Genomic DNA, 979 nt, shown 5'->3' with positions numbered 1-979 from the left:
CTTTAAGGAAATGAGGAACACTGTAGTAGTGCTGATCCTCTTTGAGCTGTACATGATAGTTAAACCCAACCCGGCTGTTATTTTGAAAATACTTTAGGGGGTAAGGATAAATGGGAAGACTTTTTAGGGTCTCTTTTTCAACTGCATTGAAGAGCTCTCTTCTAGAAACTGTCATCTTCTCCAGTGTTTTGTTATTATGATCCTCAAGCTTCTCCCAGATGGCTTCATTGAGTTCATCTAGGGAGTAGAAGGTTCTGTTTCTGAGAGCAGCGTAGATACGCGTATAGATGATCTTAACTGCATTCTCAGCCGGTGCCTTGTCTTTAGGCTTTCTGGATCTGGCAGGTACGACTGCTGTTCTATAGTATTCTGCAAAATCTGCGAATAATGGATTGAGGACAGGTTCATACAAGTCGGCCTTAAGGATACCGGATTTCAGGTTGTCTGGTACGATGGCGGATGGCACTCCACCAAAGTACCAGATGGCCCGTTCATTCCCCCTCATAAATGATTCCTGATTCTGTGACAGAGAGGCCTCAACATAGGTCAACTGACTCGCGGGTAGTATTGCGACAAAGACTTCAGCATCCTGTGTCTTCCCGGTTTTTCTTGAACTAATCTTCAACTTATCTCCAGCATAATCCACCATCATTTTGTCACCGGCCTTATGGTCGAAGTGCATGGAAATCTTGTCGTCTTTCCTCCACCTTTGAAAGTGGAGGCAGAATTGAGTGTATTTTAATCCCTCCGGATTTTCCTGCATATATTCTTCCCATAGCAGATGGATTGTCACTCCCGTTCTCTTGAGTTCTTTCACATAATCTGGGAACTTTTCTCGAAGAAGATCTGCCTTGCTTTTGCTGGTCTGTTTCGATGATAGAAGTTCTTTCAGACCTGAATCACTTAATGATACAGCTTGTTTAAAACCGAATTCTTCTTCATGCATTTTTGTAATGATCTGCGATACGACTGGTCTTGA

Annotated in this window: 1 protein-coding gene; it reads right to left on the bottom strand. The window is 42.9% G+C overall.

Features of this window, described 5'->3' with window-relative positions; all coding sequences use genetic code 11:
• The coding region (gene istA / locus DV872_RS26155; RefSeq protein WP_147283287.1) for an IS21 family transposase at window positions 1–946 on the bottom strand (946 nt) is incomplete at its 3' end.
• Between the last annotated feature and the right edge of the window lie 33 nt (window positions 947–979).

The sequence above is a fragment of the Oceanispirochaeta sp. M1 genome, from assembly GCF_003346715.1.
Lineage (GTDB): Bacteria > Spirochaetota > Spirochaetia > DSM-2461 > DSM-2461 > Oceanispirochaeta.
The sequence above is the reverse complement of the archived record's forward strand: the minus strand, read 5'-3'. Positions and strand labels throughout refer to the sequence as shown.